The following is a 21,561-nucleotide window of genomic DNA, read 5'->3' as shown; positions in this document are numbered from 1 at the left end:
TCTCGGCATCTCGATGATCGGGTTCGGCGGATGCGACGGTGTGTGAGATGAGTGGTCAGTTCATCGGGATCGGTTGGGCACCTCTCACTGCGAGCAGTTCTCGCAATGCGGTCGATTCGGCCTGCTGTGTAGCGGCGATCTGTCGAGCAAGATTTGTCACGACGGGGAGATCGGCATTGTCAGCGGCGTATTGGGCCATCGGAATTCCCCCTTGATGGTGGCGCAACAGTAATTGCAAATAGCGAATCTCAAATGCCGGTCCGGTCAGGGTGCGTAGTTCCGCGAGTTCGGCGGGAGAAGCCATTCCCGGCATCGCGACTGATTCAGTTACGCCGGAATCACTTTGTCCGGTGCTCATGCCGGGCATCGAGTGATTCATCGCCGAGGAAGTTGAGGGCATCCACTCCATATACTCGCCCGTGCTCCGGGCGGGTCGATCCCAGATGGACAGCCACCCCTGCATCATTCCTATCTGACTTTGCTGAGTAGTGACGACGTCGTACGCGAGCGTACGGATAGCGGGGTCGGCAGTGTTCACCAATGCGAGGGACGACATCTCGACCGCTTGCCCGTGGTGAACCGACATGTCCTGCGCGAAGCCGACCTCCACTGCGCCGACGGCTGGGACCCCCTGCGAGGTGTTCTCGATCCGCCCCTTTGCCCACAGGCCGATGATGATTCCGATCAACAGAGCGATGACAATACCGACCACCAACACTGCGGCCGGCGTGGCATGGCGTTTGCCCGATGAATCGGATACCGACTCGGATTGAATCGATACCGCCTCGTGTTCAACCATTTTCGCGACTCCTCGTGATCGCCGGCGCAGGTGGGGTCGTTGCTGCGGGAAGACCAGTGGCTGACTGCTCCGACGCTGCGGGAATCGCGTCAGGGCCTGGCGGAGATGCGTCGAAGGGGAAAGGAGCGTTCGGGTCGAATCCTCCCGGGACCGTTGCACAGCTGGCACCGGCCTCTGGATGGGTGTTCGGGTTCTGTTTGAGGGCGGTGATGAATTTTGCGATACGGGGGTCGTCGACGCTGTCGACTTTGAGTTGGTGCCCCCACGACTGAATCGAAACGGGGGAATCGATGCCAGGGAACGGTGACATCAGGGAATACGGCTTACCGTTGACTTGGGAGGTAAGGGCGTCGACGTCGGACGGATTCAACGAGTCGGGGTTGTAGGCAATCCAGACCGCACCGTGCTCGAGTGAATGCACCGCATTCTCAGTGCGTATCGGCTCCGGGTAGACGATGCCTGTGCATGTCGCCCAGTACTGATCGTGCGCTCCTCCCAAGGGGGGAGTTTGATCGTATGCAACGCGCTGAGGCGCTTGAATATGATTGCCGGCCGCGTATTCGATTTCGGTTACCCCTTCGATGGACAGCGAGGGGTCCGGGTTGTCCGCGCTCGGAGCGTATTTTTGTGCTTCGGTCCTCTCGATGGCCTTGGGCACCATGTTGTAGGCGATGACCGAGACCAGGCCGGCGATAATCAGGACTGCGATCGATATCGACCACGGAAAACTTCGGCCACCGGGCACCCCACCGCCGCGGGGGCGGGGTGTGTTCTTCTTGCGGTTCTTCGACATTGGTGGACTCGTTCCCTTGCGCGCTGGCACCGACACTGAATTACTATCAATCATAGTAATTCATGGTTTCGTTCTTCTGCCGAGACAGAAGCGGTACGCGCCCCCGAAGAGAGATGCGGCAGCGAGAGAAAGGACGATCACCGCCAGGGCGATCTCGGGAACCGCGCCCAGACGTGTTGCCGGTGTGAGATCGGAACGCAGGGCGATCTCGTCGGTCAATGCCTGTGCTGTGAAGATCTCGCTCTGTTGGCGTACCTCTCCCGTCGGCGTGATGATCGCACTGACACCGCTGGTCGCGGCGATCAACACAGTGCGACCGTGCTCGACTGCCCGCACCCGCGACATGGCCAATTGCTGAAAGGTCATCTCCGTCCGGCCGAAGGTCGCATTGTTGGTGGGAACCGCGATGACGGTGGCTCCCGCCTGGACCGACTCGGTCACCAGATCGTCGAAGGCCACCTCGTAACACGTGGCAACAGCTACCTGAACTCCGTTGAGGTCGACGACACCGTTCCCATTCCCGGCAACGAAATTGCCCGCAGAATCGGCGTACGACGACACTGCACGAATGATCGGTCGGAGCGGCAGGTACTCCCCGAACGGCACGAGTTGTCGTTTGATGTGTTGCTGGCCAGGGCCATCCGTGGGATCCCACACCATGACACTGTTGATCGATGTGCTCGCTTCACCTACGAGAACCGTACCGACCAGGATTGGTGCCCCGATCGAACGGGCTGCTCGGTCCAGTCGCTCTGCCGCATCCCGATTCACCAAAGGATCTATATCCGAAGCATTTTCGGGCCAGATAACAAGCCGTGGCCGGGCTGCGCGACCCGCCGCGACATCGGCAGCGAGCTGCTCGGTGCGGGCAACATGATTATCGAGCACCGCTCGGCGTTGGGCGTTGAAATCGAGGCCGAGTCGCGGCACGTTGCCCTGAACGACGGCAGCAGTGACGACCTCGTCAGGGGCGGCACCGGGAGAACTTGTCACCAATGCACTCACAAAGATGAGGACGACGGCAACGCCACCCTTCGCCAATGCTTGCCATCGAACACGGGAGGGTCCGGCCAGTGACCAGGCGATGAGAGTTCCGGTCAGTGCAGTCACGAAGGAAAGACCTGGCGCCCCTGCGATCGAAGCCAACGGCAGCAGCGGACTGTCCGCCTGCCCGAAGGCCAAACGCCCCCACGGGAAACCGCCGAACGGAATTCGGCTACGAAGTGCTTCGGCGGTGACCCATGCACCCGCAATCCACACCGGGGAAAGGGGAGCGCGACCGACGGCCACTGCCAGTACGCCGAACACGCCGAACGCGAGCGCTTCAATCGCCGCCAACGCCAACCAAGGCGTTGCACCGACATACGCTCCGACCCACGGCAGCAAGGGAACGAAGAATCCCAGTCCCGCGGCATAGCCGAATCCGAAACCCGCACGGAGACTGCGACCCTGGAGAACGGCGGTCAGCAGGGCGATGGCGACAGGGGCCAGAAACCACAGCGTGCGCGGCGGAAAACTGAGAAATAGCAGCCACCCAGCGCCCACCGAAAGCGCGAGACGCAAAGCGTTCCCACCGTAAAGCCGTTTGGGGCGACTACTCTTCAGGCATGCATCGAGTTCACCGTCGGCAGTGAGTGCACGTTCGGACGAAGGGACCCTCACAGGCCCGCTCCCGTAGAAGGAGAACTGTGCTGGTCCGTCCACAATTTCTCACAAAGATCGTCGAATTCGCCGCCCCACCCTGCATGATCGGTCCTCGCGAGGCCTCCGAGTTCGAGATCGACCTGCTCCGGTGCTGCCCCCGGGCGTAAACGGATCCACACGCGCCGCCTCCTGATCACGAGCGAGGTCAGAAGTCCGAGCATCATCGTGATCGCAAAGACGAGAACCCACTGTTGCGCAGGGTCGTACGACACCTGTAGATTGGCGAATTCCTTGGCCCCGTCGAACCGAACCTGTGTTCCGTCAGAGAGAGTCCGCGTCTCTCCCGGTCGAAGGTTCACACGATCTTGTTTGACCAGCCTTCCTTGGTTGATCATCTCCGTATTCAACGAGAAGATCGATTGCGGAATGCCGGTATCCAGACCCGTATCGCCCTTGTAGATGTCGATCGCGACCGCAGGATCACGTGCGTCGGGAAACGACGAAGTCAGGAGCGTCCCACTGAAGGCCGCGGTCGGCGCGAAGAGTCCCTCGATGGCAATCTGATTCTTCCGGCGCTCGTTCGGATCGGGGAACGAACCGCCGGGTGGATCGAAACGCAACGCCCCACTGCTGAGAAACGTCACCGCGTCGTCCGGTTGAAACTGCATTGTCTCGGTACGGGACTGGCCATCGGGGAAAGTGACGGTGAACTGCGGCGCGTACCCGTGGCCGGTCAGATAGACGCGGGCGCCATCGGTACGCAACGGTTCGTTGACTCGAAGACGGTAGTCCTTCCACGTATTGGTCGCGATGTCCTGCCCGCTCTGGTATGAGATGTTGGAGGTGAACATTTCGGCCTGACCAGTATCGAGATAGTCCGCGGAAAAATCGTTGACCTTGATGCAGAACGGTGCGAGACCAGTTCCGTCAGTTGCACTTCCAGCGCGAAATGAGTCGTACACAGCGGGTGAGGTGTTGCAGAATCCAGGACCACCGTCGGCAATGACGATGACCGAACCCTCGTACCCCACCAGCTTGCCGATGGCGACGGTGACGAGCAACCCGATCAACGAGAAGTGGAACACCAGATTCCCGGCCTCGCGCAGATATCCCTTCTCCGCCGAAACCGATACTCCGGAATCATTTTCGGGATTGACTGCGATGCGCCAACCCTTGAGAGACCGGCGCACTCTCGTCAAGGCCTCGTCGTGAGAGATATCTACCTCGCCGCGGAAATGGTGCGGCAACCGGGACAGATTCCGAGGTGCCCGCACAGGCTGGCTCCTGAGTGCGCCGAGATGCGCCCGCAAGCGTGGAAACAGGCAGCCGATGAGAGAGAGAAACAGGAGAACGTAGATTGCGGTGAACCAGAAACTGGAAAAGACGTCGAACAACTCCAGCTTGTCGAACAGTGGGCCAAGGGTTGGTTGGGCCGCAATGTACTGGGACACTTTCTGCACGTTGAGATTTCGCTGAGGCAGCATTGCTCCGGGGAGTGCTGCCAGCGCCAAGAGGAACAGGAGCACGAGCGCGGTACTCATCGACGTCAATCTGCGCCAGTACTGGCGCAGCATTCGAATGCTTTCTCGGATAATCAGTCTCGGGAGGCGACGGATGCGAGCTCCCGTGGGGACACTCTCTGTCATATCGGCAACACGACCGAACTGACAAACTCGTTGCGCAACCAGCCGATGAACACGCCCCACACACCGGTGACCAGTGCCAGACCGACAGCGACGAGCATTATTCCGCCGACGATCTGAATCGTTCGTGAATGGCGTTTGAGCCATCCGACGCCTCGGAGCGCTTTCACCGACCCGAACGCCAGCACGATAAACGGTAATCCAAGTCCTAGACAGTAGGCGACGATCAGCAGCACCCCGCGCGCTGCCGTCGTGCCTTGAGTTCCGGCCGCCACCGAAAGAACCCCTGCGAGAGTGGGGCCGAGACATGGTGTCCAGCCCAACGCGAACACGCCCCCCAACAAAGGTGCGCCGGCAAGGGAGGAGATTCGTCGCGGCGCGAATCGTGCGTCTTTCTGCAGGGCAGGAATAAGGCCGATGAAGGTCAACCCCATCACGATGGTGATCACCCCGCCCACCCGTTGGAGCAGGTCTTCGTTGATGCGCAGGGTGCTGATCACGCCGAATACCGATGCGGTGGCGAAAACGAACACCACCGTGAATCCCGCGACGAACATCGTTGCCGCGCCTGTCACCCGCCATCTGCCTGCTGCGGGTCTCGTGGTCGCGTCTTCAGGGGTCACCGCCGGAGAATCAGCTCCGGAAATGCCGGCTAGATACGACAGGTATCCGGGAACCAGTGGCACCACGCACGGTGAGGCGAAAGAGACCAGACCGGCCAAAACGCACGCCGCTACGGCGAGCAGCAACGGACCGCTCGAGGCGGCGGTCTGGAAGCTGGACCCGATGCCTTGGGCAAAGTCGTTCACCGTTCGGCCGCCACACGCTCGATGACAGGCTGTAGATCCTCAGTGAGAAGTGCACGAAGGAACACTGCGGCGACGCGATGCTGACGATCCAACACCAACGTGGAGGGAATCACGCTCGTCGGATAGTTTCCGCCGAGCGCTATCAAGGTCCTCATCGACGGGTCGTAGATCGAGGGGTAGCTCACGTTGTTGTCGACGACGAAGTCCTGAGCTTTGTCACGTTGAGGATCTCGAACATTGATCCCGAGAAACTGAACGCCGAGGTCTTTGGTTGCTTCGTAGGCGCGTTCGAGATCGTCGGCCTCGGAGCGGCATGGGGCGCACCATTGTCCCCACAGATTGATCACGACGATCTGATCTGCGTAGTCAGTCAGTGAGATATCGTTACCGTCGGTCATAAGGTCAGGCCCGGCCAATGCGCCGATTCTATTTCGCGACTCGGGTGGGTCGTACAAGATATCGGTTTGCCCCCCAGGCGAGACGAAATCGAAGTTCGCACCCGAAGCGACCGCGTCGGTACCGCTCGCGCACCCACTTGCGGCGACGACCACCGCGGTGAGGATAGCAATGAGTGAGAGGGGATGGGCATGCGCTCGGGGGGTGCGGTGCATCCGTTGTCGCGTGGGTGTGGGGACTGTCATTTCATCAACTCACTTACGGCGGAGCGTATTTGGTCCGTGTTTTCGAAAACCATGGGGGCTGTGACCTGGTCGACGGACCCGTCACGTTGGACGAGGAAGCTCAGCGGCAGAACTGGCGGCGCCGACAGTGCAATTCCGACGTCGTCGATGGCGGCGAACGAGGGATAGCGCACGCCGGCGTCCGTGAGAAGTGCTAGTGCTGCTGACATGTCGTCCTGGACATTGACGCCGACCACACGGATGGCGCCGGGGCTGCCTGCGTAATCGTTCAGAACCGGGATCTCCGATCGACACGGCCCACACCACGAAGCCCAGAGATTGATCAAGGTGGGTTCCCCGGACAGCGCTGCGCCGAGGTCGACTTCAGTGCTCTCGCCAAGACACGTCGCTTTGATTCCCCGGAGTTTTCCGTTCACGGGCGGTGCCGCCGGGGCCGCAGGGCAGGAAACCTTCGCTGCTGCGGTCGCAGATGTGAAGCTCGGGTCGAGAGCTTCGCCGTCGTCTTGGGATGCGGCCGGGGGCATTTGCGGTCGGGTTGGGGAGTGGGATTCGGTTGGTTCGGATCGAGGCCAGATTGCCACGACAAGGAGGGCGATCACGGCCAAGAAGAACATGAGCCATCGCGACCGTGCCTGCATACACTTCCTCCAAGTATGGTGCGGCGAATCGGGGAACAACACTGAACTACTATTGTGCATAGTAGCTATATTGGTTCTTCCACCGGCCCTCGCTCAGCAGCGGCAGGGGCCCGAGTCCAACTATTGAATCGAGCACTGTGAAACGTCAATCCGCCCCGGAGGGTCGTCCCAGCTCGTCGGCCCGCCCCGAAATTCCAGCACTGGATTCACATCAAGGGCCGCCGACGCGAATGACACGAATCGCACGGTCGAAGCTTGTGCGATTGATGGTGTACTACACCGCAGCTCGACTCGCCCTGATCGCTGGGCTCGCAGTGATCGTCATGGGAATCAACGCCGTATTCGACCTCGAAATCCCCGGCGCTTTGTCACTGTTCGGGGCCTTGCTGCTCGGATTCGCCATCTCTGCGATCGCATTCCGATCGTTGCGACGCCGGATCAACGACGAGGTGATGGTCGTAGATGAGAGGCGTCGCGCGTCGCGCACCGCGTGAAGAAGTTTCCCGCGGCCACGCCGGCATAGATGAAGCCTCCTTCATCCCCCGGTGTCACCCGGGAAGGGGCTAGGTCGCGGCGATCGCTGCTGCCGAAGCCGAATTCGGAGCAGCAGTCAACGACTGTCCACGTTGGTCAATCCATTCCGAATGCTCTCCTCAGCGCCGACACAGTAGGAGCGCCGTCGACAGCGCCCGCGGCATCGCGATAGAGCCTGCAGGACACGCTCGGGATCTGATTTGACTCGGCTAAGGGATCGTGGCCGTCGACGAGCAACGTCGGAGACCCGGCCATACCCGCGAGTGCTGCTGATTGGGAATCCTCGATGACCAGGTGGCGCAGTTCCCATTCGATCGATACACCCGCGAGAGCTTGCTCGATTCGTTGTTCGAGGAGCGGCACGTTGGGGCAGTCCAGGACTTGCAAAATTTCGAGTTGAATCATGGTGTTCCTTCGTCGGTGTGCAATGTCTGGAGCATGGGGCAGTGCCGGTCAGCTCGCGGTAGTGCACAGGTGGAAGCGAATTCGGTCAATGAGGCCCGCATGCATTGCAGATCTCGGATCTTTTCGTCGAGCTCGGCGATCTTCTTCTGGGCGAGTCTCCGCGCTGCGTCGCAATCGTCCGGTCCGCCACCGTAGAGGTGGAGAAGTTCGTTGATCTCCTCGAGGCTGAAGCCGTGTTCCTGGGTGCGTTTGACGAACCGGATAATCTCGACCGCCTCATCCCGGATATGAGCGGTATCCCGAGGCGGATCGTGGAGGCTGCTGCAGGAGTCCGCGCCGTTCGTAGTACCGCAACGTCTGCACATTCACCCGTGAGGGTGGCCAGTTCACTGCTACGCATGTTGCCATTGTGAACCCTGTACCCGGCTACGGAGTCAAGTTGTTCTGCCCGGCGGCAGGACATCGTCGACGGTGACCACGCCGACGACTGGGATTGTCGCGAGTTTATAGTCGGCCATCAGTACCACGACCACGACGAGGAAGCGCAGCATCCGAACCCGCGAGCCCTGCGATCGGTGCTGAATCTCCGACTACCACCGCACGCAGGCAAACCTGCTGCAGCGTCCGCGGGACGTTCCGGTCCGCACCGCGATCGGCGCGATGGTCATCGCGTTCTACCTGGTCTGACGATCCCCTGCGTCAACGACATCATTGCGTACAAGTTCAACATCTCGCTGAACGCGATGATGTGGATCGGCCGAATCGGCATGGTGCTGCTGCCCCCCGATCGCGTTCTTCGTCACCTACCGGTTCTGCCTGGGTCTGCGGCGCAGCGACCGTGAGGTTCTCGAGCACGGCATCGAGACCGGCATCCCGCGTGGTGGTGACTCCCGAGCTGCTGGTACTCGCACTCTCATTTGGCTGCGGCTCGGCATCCTATCGGCTGCCGAGTTGAATAGCCTTGACCACGAGAAGTATCGCGCCGATGACGAGGTAGCCCCGCAAGGCCAGCATGCCCAGTTTCGTTCCGGAGGACCACACGACCGGTTCGAGCAGCGTCAGCGGCGGCATCCGCCACTGCATCTTTGCCTCTCGCCCGACGTCAGGGGGCAGAGCGGTGACTACGCCGCGGCGCCGGTCGAGCCACCGCACGCCAACTGTTGCGACGATGCCAGCGACGACCAACGCTATCCCTAGGTATATTGAGGCGGTCACCACGTTGAGGTCGGGAAAAACGGTGGTGGCCATGAGGATTCCCGAGAGCATCAGCAGGACCGCGACGATCAGCCCGGCGACGAGGTTGAGCCAGCGCGGATTAATCCAGGGTCCGAGTACTTGCCGGTCGTTGCACAGCAGCAACAGGAACACGCTCGCGCTGGGCAGGAGCAGTCCGGCAAGAGCCTGCACGGCGGTAGTGATCAGTCCAAGCGGTGCGCCGGGGATCAGCACGATCCCCGCGGCAAGGAGGACCATGGCACCGTATGAGAGGTAGAAGGGTTTGGCCTCCTTGAACCCTCGGTGTAGCGAGTGGCTGATCCCGAACACGTCACCGAAGGCGTAGCTGGTCGACAGAGTGACCGCAGCGGCACCGATGATCGAGGCGTCGAGAAGCACGATCGCGAAGATCGGGCCGAGGACGGAACCATTCGCGCTGAGTAGGCGCGCGATGTCGCCGGCGTCCACGAATTCTCCGACACTGCCAGTTGAGCGGGCGGCGTAGTCGGCGGTCATCATCAATGCCGCTGCGCCGGCGACGACGACCAGCGCCCCGAGGACGGTGTCGGCTCGTTCGTAGCTGATGAACCGCGGGGTGATCCGTTTGTCGATGATGTTGGACTGTTGGAAGAACAGTTGCCACGGCGCGACAGTGGTGCCGACGATTGCGATAATCAACAACACCGCGTCCGAGGTGATCCCGCCTCGGACGCCCGGAATCGCGAAGTCTCGGGCAGCGCGACCCCAGTCTGGGTGTGAGAGCAGCAGCATCGGGATCTGTACCGCCGTGACGGCGATGAAGACGAACATCGCACGTTCCCAGCGGCGGAAGCTGCCGGTGGCCATGATCGCGATCAACGCGACCGCAGCGGTCGGCACGACGATGTACCGTGAGACGCCGAAGTAGCTGGCGGCCAGTGAAACTCCGATGAACTCGGCGACGATGGTCAGGAAGTTCAATACGAACAGATCGCCGACCGAGAACCAGCCCCACCCGCGGCCGAAGCGCTCGTTTATCAGCCGGGCATGCCCCACCCCGGTCACCGCCCCGAGTCGGACAACCATCTCCTGGTTGACGATCAGCACTGGAATCAACAATAGCAACACCCAAAGCAGCGAGTACCCGTAGTTCTGGCCGGCCTGCGCGTAGGTGGCAACACCGCCGGCGTCGTTGTCACCGACCATGACGATGAGGCCAGGCCCGACGATCGCCAACATGGTCAGCATCCGAGCCTTGAAAGTGCGGCGAGATTCCTTGTCGGACAAACTGATTCTTCCGAGCGCCCCCTCGATGTCGCCGAGGTGCGCGGAATCGAGGACTGCGGACGGTCGCGGTTCAGGCATACCGACAGGCGTATGTGCCGGGGTGGCGTCGGTGATCTCGGGTTCAGCCACGGTCATCACCGCCTGGATCTGTGGAGGTGGTGTTGGTCGTAGGGTGGTCGGTGGCGCGCTCGACGATGGGCCTCGGTGCAGGTTCTCGCCGTCGCCAGTCGTCGGGGATGGAGGCCTCGAGGACATCGTCGACGGTGACCACGCCGACGACGTGGTCGGCATCGTCGACGACTGGGATCGTCGCGAGGTTATAGTCGGCCATCAGCACCGCCACCTCGGTTAGGTCCGCCACGGGGGTCACGCGCACAGGGTCGGTGTCCATGATGTCGACGATCGGGGTCACCGACTCCGATTGCAGCAGCCGGATGACCGACGCCACCCCGATCAGCCGGCCGGCGTCGGTGAGCACGTGCACCTTCAGCAGAGCCTCGGGCTGCATGGACCGTGCTGCTGAGATTGCCGACAGGGCCTGCGCCGCAGTGGCGGTGGCGGCGCAGGAGATGACGTCGACGCTCATCAGGCCGCCGGCGCTGGACGAATTGAACCCCATTAGTGTGATCACCTTCGTGCGTTGGCCGGCCGGCATCAGATCGAGCACTCGTCGACGGCGGGACTGTCGTAACTCTGCGACTGCGTCGGCGGCGTCGTCTGCGCGCATGAGACCAAGCACACCGGCCACCTCGACGTCGCTCATGTCGGCGAGCAGCTTGTTGGCCTTGCCCGGGTCGAGCTCTTCGAAAACGTCCGCCTCAAGCTCGGGGTCGGTGTGGACGCGGTCAAGGATTTCCCCACCCTCGCGCTTGTCTGCGCCCTCGAGCAGATCTGCAATCTGCGCCGGTTTAAGGGTGCCGACTCGCCCGCCGACCCGCCGCACTACCATGCTGTGTTTGTGGCCGATCAAGGGTTCGAACGCTTTCCAATCCCGACTGGCGTGTCCTCCATGGGATTTGATTAAGCCGAAGAACCGGGCCGGGCGGCGAGTGTCGAGCCGTGCGAGTACCCACCCGTGACCGGGGTTCTCGAGTTCGATGTCGTAGGCGTGCACCAGCTCCGCGGCCGGGACGTCGATCAGCCGATGGCCAAGGACGTCGGAACGCAGCAGTACCTCGCCCTCGCGGCGCTCGAACCCGCGCAGGTCCACCTTGTTCTGCGCCAGCATCACCCGGTCCCCGTCGAGGTGCTCGATCCGTTCGACAGAAACGTACACTCGCCGACCACCGACATTGACTACCAGCCCGGATACCGTCGGGTAGGTGTCCACGCCGAGCAATCGCACGATCAGATCGTCTAGGGCGCCGACGATGTCCCCATTCCGTGCGATCACTGGTCGCTTCAGTAGCTGTGAGAGATGGATCACCGGATGCGTGGGGGCTCCGTCGGTCGCTGACTCGGTCATCGGCACTCCTCGCGTCGGTGGGTGGTGGGACGAGCCACGCAGGATGCGCACACTCGCGCGACGGCTATTGATGTCCGATTGAAAGGTCGGTGGACGGACAAGCGTGGCCTAAGTTCGGCGCGGCTCGGTCAGTTGCGACTCAGTTCGCCGGTGACGACGCATCTGCATGGTTGAAACTCGCGACCAAAACTTCAAGCACGCCACCTTCTCGCTTCGCGGACAAGCCTTCCCGCTCCGGTATTGTTACATGCGCACCTATGCATGTAAAGTCCGGTTTGGGAGCCGTTTGGGGCGACTCTCAAGCTCGGCGACTTCTGGCGTAGCGGTTCGGGTTGTGAGGTTGTCGGAGCAGAGGCTCAATGCGGATGCACGGTCGACCCCGCCTTTGGTGAGCGTATTCATACATCCGCCCATCTATCGCGCACGTGGTCCAGTGCACCTAGAAGCGTTGCCGTGAGCGCGAAGTCGCGTCCCCGGAGGGTCGGTCAGCAGATCAATGCGTCAACGTGTTCGCTCGGTGACATGGCAATGTTCGTTGCGTCAGCGAGCCCTTGCGCCCTGAGGGGTTTGGCATATCACTCAGCGCCGCGGAACGCGGTATCCGACGGCAGCCTCATTTTCCGGGTGACTCCCCGTTGAGCCACACAACATTGACTACTATCGGGCATAGTAGTCAATATGTGCCCTCGCCGACCTCTACGGGCATGCTGATCTGAACGGACGACTGATCGAAACCGCAGTGCGCCGAGGTCGGGCAATGACGCGTACGGCGGGTCCGGCGCATCCCAGACGGAATTGTAGGTTGTGCGATTCTGCCAAGTCTGCGGCACGGATTAATGGACCACGAATGACGTACGAGTAGTAGAAACTCGCTGGACGGGTGCGGCCGCATCTGATCTGAGAACCCGGATGGCTCAGGAGAGGACCCACCGTGCCCATCAACCAAACCATTGCCAGGCTGAGTGACCTGTCGTTCCAGTCGGCCTTCGCCGTGTATCTGTTAGCCCTCGTGTTGCTGATCTGGCACTACGCCGCGACACGCACCGACCACGTCCACCGGTTCGAGTTGGGGAGCAGGAAGCTTGTGGCGGCAGGGGGAGTCTCGGCGCCGTCGCCGGAAGTGCCCGGACGGATCGTTTCGGCTCCGCCGAAGCCAGTGCCCGAGCGTCTCGGCAACATGGGTGCCGCGGTTCTCGTCGTGGGCTTGGGACTGCACCTTGTGTCGATCGTGTTGCGTGGCTTCGCAACCGGACGTTTCCCGTTGGGCAACATGTACGAGTTCGTCACCATGGCCACCGCGGCCGCAACGGCGACTGGCATCGTGTTTCTGCGTGGGCAGACATACCGCGCGATGTGGGTTTTTCTTCTGGCGCCGGTCCTAATCCTGATGTTCGTTGCGGCAACCCTGCTCTACGCCGACGCAGCGCCTGTCGTTCCGGCTCTGCAGTCCTACTGGCTTCCGATCCATGTCACAATCGTCAGCATCGGCAGCGGCGTCTTCCTGGTTTCCGGCGTGGCCAGCCTCGCGTTCCTACTACGGATCCGACAGCCCGCCGGCGCGGAGCGCCGCGGGCCTGTAGGTTCGATGGCTCGTCGTTTGCCCGACGCCCAGACACTCGACCGGTTGGCCTACAGAACCGTCATCGTCGGCTTCCCTCTCTTTGGTATCGGAGTCATCCTCGGCGCGATCTGGGCGGAGGCAGCCTGGGGTCGGTTCTGGGGGTGGGATCCCAAAGAGACGATGTCGTTTATCGCCTGGGTGATTTACGCCGCCTACCTCCACGCCCGAGCGACCGCAGGTTGGCGCGAGACCAAAGCCGCTTGGATAAACATCGCAGGATTCGTCTCGATGCTGTTCAATCTGTTCATCATCAACATGGTCGTGTCCGGATTGCACTCCTACGCCGGTCTGAGCTGAGCGATTCGTGATCGAATTGAAGCTCGACGGGCACGTCCACGGTGGCGTTCGAAGCGAAGACAACGTATGAGTGCCCAAAGAATGATCTTCGTAGGCTACGTCGCGGGGCGCGACTGGTGCGTTCGAGGCGGCGGGGGGTTCCTTCGTGTCTTGCCTTCCTGCTGCTTGTTTGAATGCAGTCACGGGTTTGGTTATAGGTTATTCGGGTGAGGGCGTGACGGAAGGCGAGGTTCGAGTGCCGGTGGAGGGTGGTCTTACTGCTGGAAGCCGGTGGGATTCGCCGACTCGGCGGATTTGTCAGAACTGCCCCTGCTCGGTAGTTGTCGCGAGTATGCCCTGGGTGCTGGTGAGCCGTACGGAACCTGGGGTGGCATGACCGAAGCCGATCGAAAGCTGGGATCATCCTTTGACCCCGTCGGAGACAGGTGTGTAATTGTCCCGTGGGTCAACCGCAAATCCACGTTGCGAAGTCCGCTCGGCCGGGGAATGGTCTTCGAGATTCTCTTGCGGCGCCGCTGTATCAAGGAGGCGATTCGATGACGAATGACGAGGCGCCTCTGTCGGTTTACCGAATGACGGGCGATGACCTGGTCGCGGAGTACCAATACTTGTACGACAGGTTTGATCGCCACACCCCGAATCAAAAGGCGCGGTTCTACTATGTGAACGGGGAAATGAAAGCTCGTGGGCTCGAACATGGCATGCCAACTCCCGCTGCGCGCGATCACGACGATGCCTGGGATGGAGAGATCCGAGATTCGCGTGTTACGCGAATAACTGCACTGCATGGCTTCCCGGTCGATTTTACGGTGTCGAATCGGTGCGCAATACACACTCATCAAGGGCCTGGGATCAACGAGCACTGAGGCGGTCGCTGAAACCACTCACGCCCGCGGACTCAGGCGTTTGACGGATCACGGTGATGCTCCCTCTTCGGGTGTGGTGTCATCAGGTTCTCCTGACTGTATTGCGTAGAGGTTCGGCTTGCACTGGACTGCTTTTCGGCGGCTAGCGCACAGATAATCGAAGTTACAGATTGGAAAACTTGCGCTGCAGGCGTAGCACCGACCGTCTTGACTTTGCGACACGGCGAAAAATGCTGTGGTGGCATGGAGTTCGCTTTCGGACTGATCTCGTGAGGTCCTCCGTGCCGTTCGTGGTTCTCTGGCCGAGATCGACGAGTGAGAGCGAGCTTTCGGTGCAACTGCGAGATTGGGCCGTGCATCATTGCAGGACCATATGTGCTCTACCCAACCGATGGGGCGCTGACGCCGGGAGGGCAGTCTCGACGACCATACAAGGCAGAGGACCGATGAGACCGGTAGATGCCGGCGCCCGCTCCCGGACGTGTACGACTAGGCCGTACGCTTCGCGGGCGGTCGAGGTGAGGTTTGTCCTGTTTGCCGTGGTGCTTTGCCCCACTCTCCTCATTTCGGAAAATGCTGCCATGCACTCGCGAGTGAAACGCGACGCGATCGCACGGGTACGTGCTGAGCACACGTCGACACCATCAATCCATGTCTGCCACCATGGGGGTCGCGTAGACGAGTGTGTGTTCTAGGCGTTGCCCCCGGCCAGGCGTTGCGGCAAGATCGAAGGTTCCTAGGCGCTGTCCGGGGTGAAATTCTTCTGTACCCATGTTTTCGGCGGCCGAGCGAGGGTATGTGTTTTCGCCAGTTGGGGGGACACAGTTCCACCGTGGTTCACCAGGTCAGGGTGAGACGTCCGACCTGATGGGCCGTGCGGCCCGGTGTCAGGGTCGACGGGCGCGCAGTCAGAGGCGGCCCACCGAATTTTCGGCCTGCGCGACATCGCGTTCGGTGGGCCGAGTGCAACGCCACGTCGGGATGGTGCTGCATTGATCGACTGTAGCGAAAGCATTGTCTGCGTTCGACTCCTGACGTTTCCGCTCGGACAGATCCGCCCTGTGAAGATGCAGTCCGCGAAGGTGGGTGTGGTGGCGTAGCGGAGAGTATTGGGGGAGGGGTGATGTCGGAGGTGCTGGGCGTATTCGGGTGATGCGCCGGGTCCGCTTTCTTGCTGTTGAAGTTCGGTGTTGATGCGGCGGGCTTCCGCGAGTTGGTCTTCGAGGAAGATAATGCCTCACGCCTCGTAGAGGGCGGTGCCGGCGGCGACCAGTTTGGGCCGTTCAGTAGTAGACATCGCATCGTCGACACAAATGGTGTGACGAGATCGGTGAATCGTGGTGGGCGACAGCATCCTCGGCGGCAACGACGAAGTAATCGGTAGTGCCGGTCTTTACATAGACGTCACCGAAACGCTCGACCGCATGGGTCAGGGAGTCGGTCGACGAGTTGGTCGATGAGATCAGTAGCTCCCGTGGAGCGATCGAGCAGGCCAAAGTGATGCTGATGATCGTGTACGGAATTTCCGCGGAGCGGGCCTTCGACATTCTCATCTGGCGCTTGGAGCAGAAGAACGTCAAACTCCGCCAGGTGTCCGAGCAGTTGAGCGCCCGTGTTCGCGCAGACTTCGCTCTACTCGGTGGGTTGCGTTCGCAATTCGATCAGCTGCTGCTCGGTTTGTGACCGATGACAGACTGAATCGCGTTGTGGTCGGCACCTGCGGCTGACTGCTTAACCACAGGCACCTCGCCGACAGCACCCATTACGGCTGTCGGCTTCAATCCATTTCTACCCGTCACCGGCGGGCACAGAAACGGTATTGCCCGGACGGAGGCCGAGAAGAGGCGCAATGGACCCGATGCCCCGGATCGAACTGAAGACGAAACAACCGCTGGGTACACATCTAGGGTGATGAGATGCGCACACATTTCGCCGACAGCCTCGACGACCTCTCGTGTGGCCTGGCGTCGATGTGCGGGCTCACCGTGACAGCGATGTCGGAGGCAACGGCAGCCCTCCTCGATGCCGACCTTCGCACCGCCGAGCGAGTACTCGACGCGAACACCGACCTCGAGCGGGCCGCCTCCGACTGGGAACACAAGTCATTCTCACTTCTCGCCTTACAAGCCCCTGTGGCACATGACCTCCGATTTACCGTTGGCGGTTTGCACATCGCCGCAAGTCTGCAACGTATGGGCGCACTGGCCGTCCACATCGCCAAGATCGCGCGCCTGCGCCACCCGACGTCGGCCGTACCGCCCGAAGCGCGGGCAGTCGTAGCGGACATGGGAAGGACAGCAGTGGCTCGGGCGACCGAAACCCAGGTAATACTGCGGCACGTCGATTCTGCTCACGCGCAAGAGCTTGTGGCCGCCGACACGGTCATGGACGAACTGCACCGGCGCCTGTTCACCGTCACCCAAGCCCAACAATGGCCGCACGGAGTGCAAGCTGCTGTCGACATCACCCTGCTCGGACGGTTCTACGAACGATTCTGCGACCACACTGTGGAAATCGGACGACGCATCATCTTCCTCGAAACCGGTCGACTCCCCGCCCGACCCGACGCGCTCCTTCCGTAGGTTGAAGCTTGCCGGGATGTCAGGAGGGGAGATGACGCATTCCGGCCCCGATGTGGAAGCCGGCTGTCTGGTCAGTCGGAAGACGTGGACAGTGTGATGAGATCCGATTTGGTGTTGCGTTGGGAGTTCGATTCTCGCGCCCGACCTTGGCTGCACGACGTCGCCTCTCCCGAGGAAGGATCTTGACCCCACGTCCGTGGTCCCGCTCGTGGTTGCGAGATGAGATGCAGCACGAGTGTATCGGCGGTGAGCATGGTCGATGCCGTGCCGGGCTACTGTGCGGCGTTCTCCGAATTGAGTCGACTGATCTCCGCGCGCATGCGTCGCATCGGTCGGTCAACTCGGCTCTTTCTCTCGTTGCCCGCGGTCATCAGTCCAATTATGGCGGCCATTCCTGCTGGAATTCCGAGAACTACGACGAGGAACGGCGCCAAGCTCATGGAGTTCTCCTATGCTCGGATCGAGCGGTCTGGGACAGTGTCGATCAACAACCTACTATCGTCAATAGTAGATTGCTCATGGCGGGTGGTCCATTGACGGCGTCCCGCGGCAAAACTCGCGGGTTCCCTTCGCCACTACGTAGCGCGCAGGCAATCGAAGGCGGACGACCTTTGCTTGGGAGATGTACCTCTTCTCTAGATGGATCGAGCCCGGCGCCACCCGAGGTTGCCTGTCTCGTAGCGCCACGCGCGTTGGGAAAGTAGTCGCATTCCGTTGAGTCCGACGATGACGGTGGAGCCTTCGTGTCCGGCGACGCCGAGGGGTAACGGTAAGTGCCCGAACAGGTCCCACAGGACGAGGGTGGTGATGAAGGTGGCGGCGATCGCGAGGTTGGCGATCACGATGCGCCGGGCACGGCGTGAGAGGGCGATCACGCGCGCGATGGTGGCGAGTTCGTCACGGACGATGACGGCGTCGGCGGTGTCGAGTGCGAGGTCGGATCCGGCGCGGCCCATGGCGATGCCGGTGTGCGCGGCGGCGAGTGCGGGGGCGTCGTTGACACCGTCACCGACCAGTAGCACTTTCGCGCCGCTGCGTTCGAGGTCGGCGACGGCGGTGACCTTGTCCTCGGGGAGGAGTCCGGCTCGCATGTCGGTGATCCCGACCTGTGCGGCGAGCGCAGCGGCGGCGCGGGGATTGTCGCCGGTCAGTAGAACCGGAGTGTGTCCGGTGAGGGTGGTCAGTTCGTCGACGACGTCGCGGGCGCCGTCGCGGAGTTGATCGGCCAGTCCGAGTACTCCGATCGGTGCGGCGTCGACAATCACCACGATCGCGGTCTTTCCGCCGGCTTCCATTTCGGCGGCCGCAGACATCGCTTGCGCCGTGGCACGGTCCGCGATCGCGGCCGACGCCGCTGGAAGCAGGTGTGCGGGGCTGCCGACCTGAATCCGGCGACCGTTCAGGCGTGCTCGCACTCCCCGGCCGGGGGCGGAGTCGAACTCTTCGACAGGGGGCACCTGCAACCCGCGTTGGCGGGCAGCGGCGACGACCGCGTCAGCGAGCGGGTGCTCACTGGGATGCTCGGCCGCGGCGGCGAACGTGAGCAGCTCGTCGGCGGCGAGGTTCGCCCCGCTCATCGGCCGGATGTCCGTCAGGGCCGGGGACCCCTTGGTGAGGGTTCCGGTTTTGTCGAATGCGACGGTGGTGACCGAACCGAGCTGCTCCATCACGACGGCGGATTTGACCAACACGCCGTTGCGGCCGGCGTTGGCCATCGCCGCCAGTAGCGGCGGCATCGTGGCCAGCACGACTGCGCACGGGGAGGCGACGATCATGAACGTCATCGCTCGCAGCAGCGACGGTTGCAGGGCGCCGCCGAGCGCGAACGGGATGAAGAACACTGCGAGGGTCGCGGCCACGACTCCGACCGAGTAGTACTGCTCGACCTTCTCGATGAACAGCTGCGACTTCGCTTTGGTGGCGGACGCTTCTTCGACCATCGCCACGATCCGCGCGACGACCGTCTCCGATGCCGCGTGATCGATCCGGATTCGCAGAGTGCCGGTCCCGTTGAGGGTTCCGGCGAACACCTCGTCATCGCGATGTTTTGCCACTGGTAGGGGTTCTCCTGTGATCGAGGCCTGATCGACATCGCTGCTTCCGGAGATGATCCGGCCGTCGCCGCCGATCCGCTCGCCCGGCCGGACGACGATCACATCACCTGCCGTCAACGACGCCGCATCCACCATGGTTTCGTGCCCGTCAGGGCCGATGACGGTGGCACGTTCGGGAGCAAGATCGAGCAGGCTGCGCACCGAGTCGGCGGTGCGCTGGGTCAGGAATGCTTCCAACGCGCCGGAGGTGGCGAAGATGACGATCAGCAGGCCGCCGTCGAGGACCTGGCCGATCGCCGCGGCGCCGATCGCGGCGACGATCATGAGCAGGTCGACGTCGAGGGTTTTCTCTCGAAGCGCCTGCAAGCCCGCCAGTGCGGGCTCCCACCCGCCGGTGACGTAGCAGCCCAGATACAGCGTCCACCACAGCCAGGTCGGGGCACCGCCGAACTGAGCGGCAAGCCCGAGGACGAACAGCCCGGTCGCGATGGCTGCCCACCGCACTTCCGGGAGTGCGAACGGCCGGGTGCGGACGGCGGTTGCGGCCCGGGGCGCCGCGGGCTCGGTGTGTGGATCGCTGCGTACAGGGGTGGTCATGGCACGGCTTCCGGCTGGGGGCAGGGGGGTAGGAACGAACGCCACGATACAGGAAAACATGAAGACCTCTTCATGTAATCATGATGGGTAAGATGCTTCACATGGGTCACGGAGTCGAAGGCACGTCCACACCGCCCGCGCAGCTCGATGCGGAGTCGGCCGCGACGGTGGCTGCCACGTTGCAGGCGTTGGCGACGCCGAGTCGACTGCGGATGTTGACTCGGCTGCGGCACGGGGCGTGTTCTGTGGGTGACCTGGTGGAGGCGGTGGGGATGGAGCAGTCCGCTGTCTCGCATCAACTGCGACTGCTGCGTGCGATGGGGTTGGTGACGGGGACGCGGCAGGGCCGCAACGTCGTGTACAGCCTGTACGACAATCATGTGGCGATGCTTCTCGACGAAGCGGTCTATCACATCGAACATCTCGGGCTCGGAATCGCCGACGACCCGATCCCTGCCCTGTAAAGAGCTCACCCCATATGTGGCCAATCGACGCCGGAGTCCCTCGGCGGCGCGTCCGACGACCAGGTGATCAGTGCGTGCGGCGACACACTCGCTGAAGCTCATGCTGCAGTGGTGTTACCAACCTCGATCTACTCGCTGGGGCGAGATGAATGTGTTGATCAATCGGCAATCTCCTGATCGGGCTACCCTTCATTTCGACCCCTGACATCTCCTCCCTTGGTCGGTGGAACAAAGAAAGCGATCCAACCCGATGGATATTCGCAGTCTGCCTCGGTACATGACGGTGGCGGCTGTGGTCGCCGCCGCCGTGACATCACTCACGGCCTGCACGAACAGCGGTACCGATAGTGCGGAGCCTTCCCTTCAGTCATCGTCGAGCAAGGCCGGCGAACCCTCGGCAGTGATGAATGGGCTCGAGTCCAGCACCTCCGATATGGCGCTGATTACTGATGATTCGATGATTCCCGCCGGTCAAGCCACGACGTGGAGATTCCGAATCGACGATTCAGGGGGTGGCGCGGTAACCGAGTACGAGGCAGAGCAAGGCCAGCTCATGCATCTGTATTTCATTCGGGATGACTCGACGAGATTCGCGCATCTGCATCCGATCATGGCTGGCGACGGCACGTGGAGCGCCCCGATCTCAGGCCTCGTACCCGGGAGATACCGCGTATACGCCCAGTTTAGGGCTCTTAGCGGGAAAACCTCTGAAACGCAGGTGCTTTCGCAGCTGGTCACAGTTCCTGGGGAGGGGACTCCGGAAAGGCTTCCACACGCCATGCCGTCGACCTCGGTCGACGGCTACACGCTCACGGTCGCGGGGAAACTCACACCCGGCCAGTCGGGAGAGCTCACGGTGGACATTGCCGGAGGCGACGAGCAGGGATCCGACGTGCAGCGCTACGAGGGCGCCTATGTCCATGTCACTGCAATCCATGCACAGACTCTCGCCTTTGCTGATCTGACGCCACTGGACAGCGATCAGCGAGGTCCGGAATTCGATGTACCTGCGAAACTCTCGAAATCCGGCGACTGGCGACTGTTCATCGAGTTCCAGACAGGAGGCCAGTTGCACACCGCGGCGATCACCATCGCTCTGTAACGAACCTTCAGCAGGCGCAATGACAATCGGGATGTGCCCGCCGGCGCCTCGTGCGTGCACCCGACATTCCTGAGCAAGGCGGGGTGGCGATTCCACGCAGCGGGTGCGAACGGTCCCGAGGTCAGG

At 61.9% G+C, this 21,561-nt stretch carries 22 protein-coding genes and 1 pseudogene; 9 read left to right on the top strand and 14 right to left on the bottom strand.

The genetic code is table 11. The features are described 5' to 3' along the window. Positions 1–55 precede the first annotated feature (55 nt). The 7 genes from AOT96_RS31355 to AOT96_RS31325 are packed head-to-tail and all read right to left on the bottom strand — an operon-like array spanning position 56 to position 6,967. On the bottom strand, positions 56–799 hold the full coding sequence (locus AOT96_RS31355) for a DUF305 domain-containing protein (RefSeq protein ID WP_047270597.1): 744 nt from the start codon (positions 797–799) through the stop codon (positions 56–58). Beyond that, complete coding sequence (locus tag AOT96_RS31350; protein WP_047270598.1) at positions 792–1,592, bottom strand: DUF3105 domain-containing protein; 801 nt, start codon at positions 1,590–1,592, stop codon at positions 792–794. Before AOT96_RS31350 ends, AOT96_RS31355 begins: the two co-directional genes overlap by 8 nt. 60 nt (positions 1,593–1,652) lie before the next feature. Beyond that, complete coding sequence (gene lnt, locus AOT96_RS31345; protein WP_065353025.1) at positions 1,653–3,254, bottom strand: apolipoprotein N-acyltransferase; 1,602 nt, start codon at positions 3,252–3,254, stop codon at positions 1,653–1,655. After that, the gene (locus tag AOT96_RS31340) at positions 3,251–4,882 is read right to left on the bottom strand and encodes a cytochrome c biogenesis protein ResB (RefSeq protein WP_054827427.1); all 1,632 of its coding nucleotides are present in this window, start codon (positions 4,880–4,882) and stop codon (positions 3,251–3,253) included. The genes lnt and AOT96_RS31340 overlap by 4 nt, the downstream gene beginning before the upstream one ends. After that, complete coding sequence (locus AOT96_RS31335; RefSeq protein ID WP_058228108.1) at positions 4,879–5,688, bottom strand: cytochrome c biogenesis CcdA family protein; 810 nt, start codon at positions 5,686–5,688, stop codon at positions 4,879–4,881. Before AOT96_RS31335 ends, AOT96_RS31340 begins: the two co-directional genes overlap by 4 nt. Continuing rightward, complete coding sequence (locus AOT96_RS31330) at positions 5,685–6,299, bottom strand: TlpA disulfide reductase family protein (protein WP_047270604.1); 615 nt, start codon at positions 6,297–6,299, stop codon at positions 5,685–5,687. The genes AOT96_RS31335 and AOT96_RS31330 overlap by 4 nt, the downstream gene beginning before the upstream one ends. Positions 6,300–6,325: 26 nt before the next feature. Beyond that, a complete protein-coding gene (locus tag AOT96_RS31325; protein WP_047270605.1) occupies positions 6,326–6,967 on the bottom strand; it encodes a TlpA family protein disulfide reductase in 642 nt (213 codons plus the stop codon). Positions 6,968–7,197: 230 nt separating this feature from the next. On the opposite strand from AOT96_RS31325, the gene AOT96_RS31320 reads away from it, so the two are divergent. Next, on the top strand, positions 7,198–7,461 hold the full coding sequence (locus AOT96_RS31320) for a DUF4229 domain-containing protein (protein WP_080961187.1): 264 nt from the start codon (positions 7,198–7,200) through the stop codon (positions 7,459–7,461). Positions 7,462–7,597: 136 nt separating this feature from the next. On the opposite strand, the gene AOT96_RS31315 is transcribed toward AOT96_RS31320, so the two are convergent. The 3 genes from AOT96_RS31315 to AOT96_RS36480 all read right to left on the bottom strand — a co-directional run bounded on the left by AOT96_RS31315 (position 7,598) and on the right by AOT96_RS36480 (position 8,314). After that, a complete protein-coding gene (locus tag AOT96_RS31315; protein WP_047270607.1) occupies positions 7,598–7,906 on the bottom strand; it encodes a hypothetical protein in 309 nt (102 codons plus the stop codon). Continuing rightward, a complete protein-coding gene (locus AOT96_RS36485; RefSeq protein ID WP_256670292.1) occupies positions 7,903–8,121 on the bottom strand; it encodes a MerR family DNA-binding protein in 219 nt (72 codons plus the stop codon). The genes AOT96_RS31315 and AOT96_RS36485 overlap by 4 nt, the downstream gene beginning before the upstream one ends. Positions 8,122–8,182: 61 nt before the next feature. Further along, positions 8,183–8,314: a MerR family DNA-binding transcriptional regulator gene (locus AOT96_RS36480; protein WP_223304459.1), complete on the bottom strand. Its 132-nt coding sequence runs from the start codon at positions 8,312–8,314 to the stop codon at positions 8,183–8,185. A gap of 201 nt (positions 8,315–8,515) precedes the next feature. Between AOT96_RS36480 and AOT96_RS31305 the strand changes: the two are divergent. Beyond that, positions 8,516–8,779: pseudogene (locus AOT96_RS31305) on the top strand (cytochrome b); the annotation flags it as partial. Between the two features lie 63 nt (positions 8,780–8,842). Here the strand turns inward: AOT96_RS31305 and AOT96_RS31300 are convergent. Then, positions 8,843–10,465 (bottom strand): Nramp family divalent metal transporter, encoded by a 1,623-nt coding sequence (locus tag AOT96_RS31300; RefSeq protein WP_047270656.1) that lies wholly within the window; start codon positions 10,463–10,465, stop codon positions 8,843–8,845. Positions 10,466–10,508: 43 nt separating this feature from the next. Then, on the bottom strand, positions 10,509–11,852 hold the full coding sequence (locus AOT96_RS31295; RefSeq protein WP_047270613.1) for a magnesium transporter MgtE N-terminal domain-containing protein: 1,344 nt from the start codon (positions 11,850–11,852) through the stop codon (positions 10,509–10,511). Positions 11,853–12,783: 931 nt separating this feature from the next. On the opposite strand from AOT96_RS31295, the gene ccsB reads away from it, so the two are divergent. The 5 genes from ccsB (at position 12,784) to phoU (ending at position 17,218) form a co-directional block, all read left to right on the top strand. Next, positions 12,784–13,770: a c-type cytochrome biogenesis protein CcsB gene (gene ccsB / locus AOT96_RS31290; protein ID WP_047270614.1), complete on the top strand. Its 987-nt coding sequence runs from the start codon at positions 12,784–12,786 to the stop codon at positions 13,768–13,770. 270 nt (positions 13,771–14,040) lie between these two features. Continuing rightward, positions 14,041–14,310, top strand: a complete 270-nt coding sequence (locus AOT96_RS36660) for a WhiB family transcriptional regulator (protein WP_052959928.1) — start codon at positions 14,041–14,043, stop codon at positions 14,308–14,310. Then, the gene (locus AOT96_RS31280) at positions 14,307–14,636 is read left to right on the top strand and encodes a hypothetical protein (RefSeq protein ID WP_054827429.1); all 330 of its coding nucleotides are present in this window, start codon (positions 14,307–14,309) and stop codon (positions 14,634–14,636) included. Before AOT96_RS36660 ends, AOT96_RS31280 begins: the two co-directional genes overlap by 4 nt. Positions 14,637–16,085: 1,449 nt before the next feature. Then, the gene (locus AOT96_RS36170; RefSeq protein ID WP_054827431.1) at positions 16,086–16,319 is read left to right on the top strand and encodes an ANTAR domain-containing protein; all 234 of its coding nucleotides are present in this window, start codon (positions 16,086–16,088) and stop codon (positions 16,317–16,319) included. A gap of 233 nt (positions 16,320–16,552) precedes the next feature. Then, positions 16,553–17,218 carry a phosphate signaling complex protein PhoU gene (gene phoU / locus AOT96_RS31265; protein WP_047270619.1) on the top strand — a complete coding sequence of 222 codons (666 nt, stop codon included), beginning with the start codon at positions 16,553–16,555 and terminating at the stop codon, positions 17,216–17,218. 272 nt (positions 17,219–17,490) lie between these two features. Here phoU and AOT96_RS35510 read toward each other — a convergent pair whose 3' ends face one another. Together AOT96_RS35510 and AOT96_RS31260 are read right to left on the bottom strand one after the other, a co-directional pair. Further along, positions 17,491–17,658, bottom strand: coding sequence for a hypothetical protein (locus AOT96_RS35510; RefSeq protein ID WP_155419211.1), 168 nt, complete (start codon positions 17,656–17,658; stop codon positions 17,491–17,493). Between the two features lie 195 nt (positions 17,659–17,853). Next, positions 17,854–19,869, bottom strand: a complete 2,016-nt coding sequence (locus tag AOT96_RS31260; protein WP_047270622.1) for a heavy metal translocating P-type ATPase — start codon at positions 19,867–19,869, stop codon at positions 17,854–17,856. A 101-nt stretch (positions 19,870–19,970) separates the two neighbouring features. Between AOT96_RS31260 and AOT96_RS31255 the strand changes: the two genes are divergently transcribed. Further along, the gene (locus AOT96_RS31255) at positions 19,971–20,333 is read left to right on the top strand and encodes an ArsR/SmtB family transcription factor (RefSeq protein ID WP_047270658.1); all 363 of its coding nucleotides are present in this window, start codon (positions 19,971–19,973) and stop codon (positions 20,331–20,333) included. 778 nt (positions 20,334–21,111) lie between these two features. Beyond that, positions 21,112–21,435: a hypothetical protein gene (locus AOT96_RS35505; RefSeq protein WP_134929860.1), complete on the top strand. Its 324-nt coding sequence runs from the start codon at positions 21,112–21,114 to the stop codon at positions 21,433–21,435. The last annotated feature ends 126 nt before the right edge of the window (positions 21,436–21,561 follow it).

The sequence above is a fragment of the Rhodococcus sp. 008 genome (assembly GCF_001682295.1).
GTDB classification, from domain to species: domain Bacteria; phylum Actinomycetota; class Actinomycetes; order Mycobacteriales; family Mycobacteriaceae; genus Rhodococcus_F; species Rhodococcus_F qingshengii.
This window is presented reverse-complemented; position numbering and strand designations above follow the sequence as displayed.

What these genes read in the sequence shown, in the direction of transcription:
- AOT96_RS31355 (WP_047270597.1), bottom strand. Translation starts at nt 799, where the DNA reads ATGGTTGAACACGAGGCGGTATCGATTCAATCCGAGTCGGTATCCGAT.
- AOT96_RS31350 (WP_047270598.1), bottom strand. Translation starts at nt 1,592, where the DNA reads ATGTCGAAGAACCGCAAGAAGAACACACCCCGCCCCCGCGGCGGTGGG.
- AOT96_RS31340 (WP_054827427.1), bottom strand. Translation starts at nt 4,882, where the DNA reads ATGACAGAGAGTGTCCCCACGGGAGCTCGCATCCGTCGCCTCCCGAGA.
- AOT96_RS31330 (WP_047270604.1), bottom strand. Translation starts at nt 6,299, where the DNA reads ATGCACCGCACCCCCCGAGCGCATGCCCATCCCCTCTCACTCATTGCT.
- AOT96_RS31325 (WP_047270605.1), bottom strand. Translation starts at nt 6,967, where the DNA reads ATGCAGGCACGGTCGCGATGGCTCATGTTCTTCTTGGCCGTGATCGCC.
- AOT96_RS31320 (WP_080961187.1), top strand. Translation starts at nt 7,198, where the DNA reads ATGACACGAATCGCACGGTCGAAGCTTGTGCGATTGATGGTGTACTAC.
- AOT96_RS31315 (WP_047270607.1), bottom strand. Translation starts at nt 7,906, where the DNA reads ATGATTCAACTCGAAATTTTGCAAGTCCTGGACTGCCCCAACGTGCCG.
- AOT96_RS36480 (WP_223304459.1), bottom strand. Translation starts at nt 8,314, where the DNA reads ATGGCAACATGCGTAGCAGTGAACTGGCCACCCTCACGGGTGAATGTG.
- AOT96_RS31300 (WP_047270656.1), bottom strand. Translation starts at nt 10,465, where the DNA reads ATGCCTGAACCGCGACCGTCCGCAGTCCTCGATTCCGCGCACCTCGGC.
- AOT96_RS31295 (WP_047270613.1), bottom strand. Translation starts at nt 11,852, where the DNA reads ATGACCGAGTCAGCGACCGACGGAGCCCCCACGCATCCGGTGATCCAT.
- AOT96_RS31280 (WP_054827429.1), top strand. Translation starts at nt 14,307, where the DNA reads ATGACGAATGACGAGGCGCCTCTGTCGGTTTACCGAATGACGGGCGAT.
- phoU (WP_047270619.1), top strand. Translation starts at nt 16,553, where the DNA reads ATGCGCACACATTTCGCCGACAGCCTCGACGACCTCTCGTGTGGCCTG.
- AOT96_RS35510 (WP_155419211.1), bottom strand. Translation starts at nt 17,658, where the DNA reads ATGAGCTTGGCGCCGTTCCTCGTCGTAGTTCTCGGAATTCCAGCAGGA.
- AOT96_RS31260 (WP_047270622.1), bottom strand. Translation starts at nt 19,869, where the DNA reads ATGACCACCCCTGTACGCAGCGATCCACACACCGAGCCCGCGGCGCCC.
- AOT96_RS31255 (WP_047270658.1), top strand. Translation starts at nt 19,971, where the DNA reads ATGGGTCACGGAGTCGAAGGCACGTCCACACCGCCCGCGCAGCTCGAT.
- AOT96_RS35505 (WP_134929860.1), top strand. Translation starts at nt 21,112, where the DNA reads ATGCCGTCGACCTCGGTCGACGGCTACACGCTCACGGTCGCGGGGAAA.